At 73.9% G+C, this 4,060-nt stretch carries 5 protein-coding genes; 1 reads left to right on the plus strand and 4 read right to left on the minus strand.

The window, feature by feature from the left end:
* A partial coding sequence (locus ACFT55_RS19340; RefSeq protein WP_380245473.1) for a sigma-70 family RNA polymerase sigma factor occupies positions 1-925 on the minus strand: 925 nt, incomplete at its 3' end.
* A 221-nt stretch (positions 926-1,146) separates the two neighbouring features.
* Between ACFT55_RS19340 and ACFT55_RS19345 the strand changes: the two genes are divergently transcribed.
* Entirely contained in the window at positions 1,147-1,923 is a 777-nt protein-coding gene (locus tag ACFT55_RS19345; RefSeq protein ID WP_380245474.1) for a hypothetical protein, read from the plus strand.
* 48 nt (positions 1,924-1,971) lie between these two features.
* Here the strand turns inward: ACFT55_RS19345 and ACFT55_RS19350 are convergent, their stop codons facing one another.
* From ACFT55_RS19350 to ACFT55_RS19360, 3 genes are all read right to left on the minus strand, one after another.
* Positions 1,972-2,280, minus strand: a complete 309-nt coding sequence (locus ACFT55_RS19350; protein WP_380245475.1) for a DUF1540 domain-containing protein — start codon at positions 2,278-2,280, stop codon at positions 1,972-1,974.
* 170 nt (positions 2,281-2,450) lie between these two features.
* On the minus strand, positions 2,451-2,879 hold the full coding sequence (locus ACFT55_RS19355; protein WP_380245476.1) for a heat shock protein transcriptional repressor HspR: 429 nt from the start codon (positions 2,877-2,879) through the stop codon (positions 2,451-2,453).
* Between the two features lie 37 nt (positions 2,880-2,916).
* Positions 2,917-3,915 carry a DnaJ C-terminal domain-containing protein gene (locus ACFT55_RS19360; RefSeq protein WP_380245477.1) on the minus strand — a complete coding sequence of 333 codons (999 nt, stop codon included), beginning with the start codon at positions 3,913-3,915 and terminating at the stop codon, positions 2,917-2,919.
* Between the last annotated feature and the right edge of the window lie 145 nt (positions 3,916-4,060).

Genomic DNA, 4,060 nt, shown 5'->3' on the forward strand with positions numbered 1-4,060 from the left:
CGGTCGTCCCCGTGACGCTGCCGGTGACCGTGCCGACGGACGTCGCCCCGGCAGCCGCGCCGCTGCCGGCCGCCGCGCTGCCGACCGCTCCGCCCAGCGCGCCGACCGTGCCCCCGATGGGCAGCGCCCCCACGACGGCGAGGCCCGCCAGCCCGACGATGAGGGGCGCGACGACGGCCCGCATGCCGTGGGCGACGTCGCCGAGCTCGAGCACGAGCGAGCGGCACTCGCTGCACGACTCCAGGTGGGTGTCGACCTTCGCGACCTCGCGCCGCGCCAGGCCGCCGCGCACGTACGCGCCGAGCAGCGGGTTCACGGCCCGGCACCCGTCGGTGGGTGCGTGCGTGAGGTGCTCCTGCAGGTACCCGACCCGCAGTCCCTCGCGGGCGCGGTAGGCGAGGGCGGAGACGCCGTTGGGCGTCAGGCCGAGGATCGGCGCCACCTCGGCCGGCGTGCGGCCCTCGATCTCCGTGTACCAGAGCACCGCCTGCCAGCGCTCCGGGAGCGCCTGGTAGGCGTTCTTCACGACGGACCGCTCGAACCCCTCGAACGTGGGGACGTCGGTGGAGTCGACGAGGCCGAGCGCGGCCTCGAACGTGCCGTCGTCGGCCGTGGGGCGGGTGCGCCGTACCCCGCGCGCGAGGTCGGCGGCGAGCCGCCGCACCACCGTCAGCAGGTAGGCGCGGAACGTGGCGTCGGGGCCGCCGCCGTGCTGCAGCACGTCGAGCACCCGGTGGAACGCCTCCGAGACGAGGTCGTCGGCGTCGGCCGCGGAGCGCACGTACTGCCTGGCCACGGCGCGGGCTGCCGGCACGTGCCGGACGTAGAGAGCACCGAACGCCTCGAGGTCGCCTCCGCGCACGTCCAGGATCAGCTCGGCGTCACTGCGTGCCGAGTCGTCCGACCCCACGTAGACGTCCGTCATGGCCGACCTCGCTCTGGCTCTCCCACGCGATGCTCCCGCGCAGACTCCCGTACTGTACGTGCGCGCAGCCGGTCGTTGAGGGGTGAACTTTCTCAAGAAAGACGCAGGATATCCGCAAGTTTCCGTGCCTCAGGCAGCGGAAAGCGCCTCCGCGACAGTTCTCGCCCGTGTCAGTGGGGCGCAACTGCGTCATGATGGCTGCCCATGGGGCTCCCATCATCATGAACCGGTCCACGAGCGGGCCCACGGACGCGCCCGAGCTCCCCTCCGAGGTGCTCGACCGTTGGCGCGCGACGAGCCTTGCCGACGTCTGGCTGCGCCCGGACGACTGGTACCACCCGGCGGTCGACGCGCTGGTCGAGGCGTTCGACGACGGCCGGTCGCCCCACGCCGCCGCCCACCGGCTGGGTGCCGCGCGCGGGCGCGCAGGAGTCGGGCTGGGCGAGACGCTGGACGACGTGGAGTGCCTCTACCGTGCCGCCCACCGCGCCCCGGACCCCGACGCGATCCGTGCGGTCGCCGTCGGCTGGGTCCGTGGACGCGACACCGAGCCGGCCCTGAGCGGGCTGCGCGACCCGGGCACCGGGCTGCCCACGCGGGCCTACCTCACGGAGCGGCTGCGGGAGACGTACGGCGCGGCCGTCGGGGCCGAGCACGACGTGCCGACCACGCACTGCCTCGTCGTCATCGACGTCGCCGTGGACGGGCTGGCGCCCTGGGACCGGGCCGCGCGGTCCGCGACCGTGGGCCGCGCCCTCGAGCAGGTCTTCGGGGAGGGCCACCCGATGGCGGCGCTGACCGACGGCGTCTTCGCGGTGCTGACCCGCCGCGACGCCAGGGTGAGCGACCTGGCGAAGACCACCCGCCGGGTGGTCGAGCGCAACGCCGCGCTCATGGGGATCGGGGACACGATGCGGCGCCCCACCCGGGTGTGGGTGGAGCGCCTGCCGACGTCGCACGCCGCGGCCGCCGAGCTGCTCACGCAGCTCACCCGCTGACCGTCACGCTGACCCCCGCGCTGACCGCCACCTGGGTGCCGACGAGGCTCAGGGGTGCGAGTAGGTGAGGCAGTCGGCGTGGCTCTCGTCGTCCGGGCCGGGCCCGACGCGGATCGCGGCCGCCGCGCACTCGAGCTCGTGGTTGTGGACGCAGTCCCCGCGCTGGCACGCCCCCACGTGGGCGACGACCTTCTCCAGGCCGCCCTTGGCGCTCAGCGGGATGAACGTGGCGCACGACGCGTCTCCGGTGTGCCCGGCGATCGTCACCGCACCGGCGTGACAGCCGTGGTCGTGGTTGTAGCCGCAGCCCTCGACGGTGCACTCGGTCACCTCGGGCATCTCCATCAGAGTGCTCATCGTGCGCTCCTCGCTGCTCGCCGTCGGCTCGCGCCGCCTTCAGCCAGGATAGGACTCACGCACGGAATATGCGATGCGAATTCGCCCTCGAATTCAGCAAGGAAAGCCTCACCTATTGCGACGGGATTTAGCGAAGAATTGCATGGCGAAAAGACGGCGGGCGGCGGCTCTCAGCCGCGTCGGGGCAGGGGGCGCCAGAGCACCAGCGCGCCTTCCGCGGCGTCCAGCTCGGACCGCTCGGCGCGCCGCACCCGCTGACCGCGGCGCACGACGACGACGTCGCCCGACGAGCCGGCGGCGAACACCCGGCCCCCGGGCTGCATCGCGAGCGCGGTGAGGCGTGCCTCGAGCTGGGCCACGTGCTCCTGCAGGTCGAGGATGCGCCGGATGCCGGCGAGGTTGATCCCCTCGACCTGCGCGAGCCGCTGGACCTCCAGCAGGCGGGACACGTCGCGCTGCGAGTACCGCCGCCCCCGGCCCGCGGTGCGGCGGGGCGTCACCAGGCCGAGCCGGTCGTACTGGCGCAGGGTCTGCGGGTGCATCCCGGCGAGCTGGGCGGCCTGGGACACGGTCAGCACCGGGGCGTCCTCGGTGACCATCGCTACCTCCCTCGCACGGTGCACGTCGCCCGGGCCGTCACTCCGCGGCGCGCTGCGCCAGCCCTGCCCGGACGTCCTCGTGGTCGCTCTCGGCGGCGAACGCCTCGAGCGCCTCCTTCGCCTTCTTGCTGAGCTTCTGCGGCACCGCGACCTGCACGGTGACGAGCAGGTCGCCCTGCGCCTTCGTCGTCCGCACGCCGCGGCCCTTGACCCGCAGCACGCGGCCGGACGGCGTGCCCGCGGGCACCTTGAGCCGCACGGTGCTGCCGTCGAGGGTGGGCACCTCGAGCGTGGTGCCGAGAGCGGCCTCCGTGAACGTGACGGGCACCGACATGCGCAGGTTGACGCCGTCGAGCGTGAACACCGGGTGCGCGGAGACGTGCACGGTGACCACGAGGTCGCCCGCCTCACCGCCGCCGGAACCCGGCCGCCCCTTGCCGCGGATGCGCAGCTTGCGGCCGTCGTTGACGCCCGCGGGGATCTTGGTCTTGACCTTGCGGCCGTCCACCGTGAACTCCACGGTGGCGCCCTCCACGGCCGTGCGGAACGGCAGCGTGGTCTCCGCCGCGACGCCCGGGCCCTTCTGCGGCGCGGTGAAGCCGGCGCGCCGGCTGCCGCCGCGGAAGCCGCCCTGGCCGCCGAGCATCGAGCTGAGGATGTCCTCGAAGCCGCCGGCGCCGCCGCCCTGCGGGTACTGCGTGTAGCGGGCGTTCGGGGCGCCTCCGCCGAACATCGACCCGAACACGTCCTCGAAGCCGTTGCCACCGCCACCGGGGCCCGCGGCGAACCGGGCGCCGCCACCGGCCATCGCACGCACGGCGTCGTACTGCTGACGCTGCTCGCTGTCCGAGAGGACGGCGTACGCCTCGCCGATCTCCTTGAACTTCGCCTCGGCCGACGCGTCACCCGGGTTCTGGTCCGGGTGGTACTGCCGCGCCAGCTTGCGGTACGCCTTCTTGATGGCCGCGTCGTCCGCGTCCTTGGGGACGCCGAGAGCGGAGTAGAAGTCCTTCTCGATCCAGTCCTGACCTGTCACGACGTCCTCCTTTCGTCACGGGGCGAGGTGGCGCAACCCTGCGCCGAGGGTTGCGCCCCCCCGGGACAGCTAATCCGGGCCGCCGCCCCCCCCCCCGGCCGCGCCGCCCACCATGGCGGCGAGAAGGTAAACGGGCTCCACCACC

It is taken from the genome of Isoptericola sp. NPDC057191 (assembly GCF_042670225.1).
Classification (GTDB): domain Bacteria; phylum Actinomycetota; class Actinomycetes; order Actinomycetales; family Cellulomonadaceae; genus Isoptericola.

Excerpts from the sequence above, each read along its gene's own strand:
- ACFT55_RS19350 (WP_380245475.1), bottom strand. The coding sequence starts at position 2,280 with ATGAGCACTCTGATGGAGATGCCCGAGGTGACCGAGTGCACCGTCGAG.
- ACFT55_RS19345 (WP_380245474.1), top strand. The coding sequence starts at position 1,147 with ATGAACCGGTCCACGAGCGGGCCCACGGACGCGCCCGAGCTCCCCTCC.
- ACFT55_RS19355 (WP_380245476.1), bottom strand. The coding sequence starts at position 2,879 with ATGGTCACCGAGGACGCCCCGGTGCTGACCGTGTCCCAGGCCGCCCAG.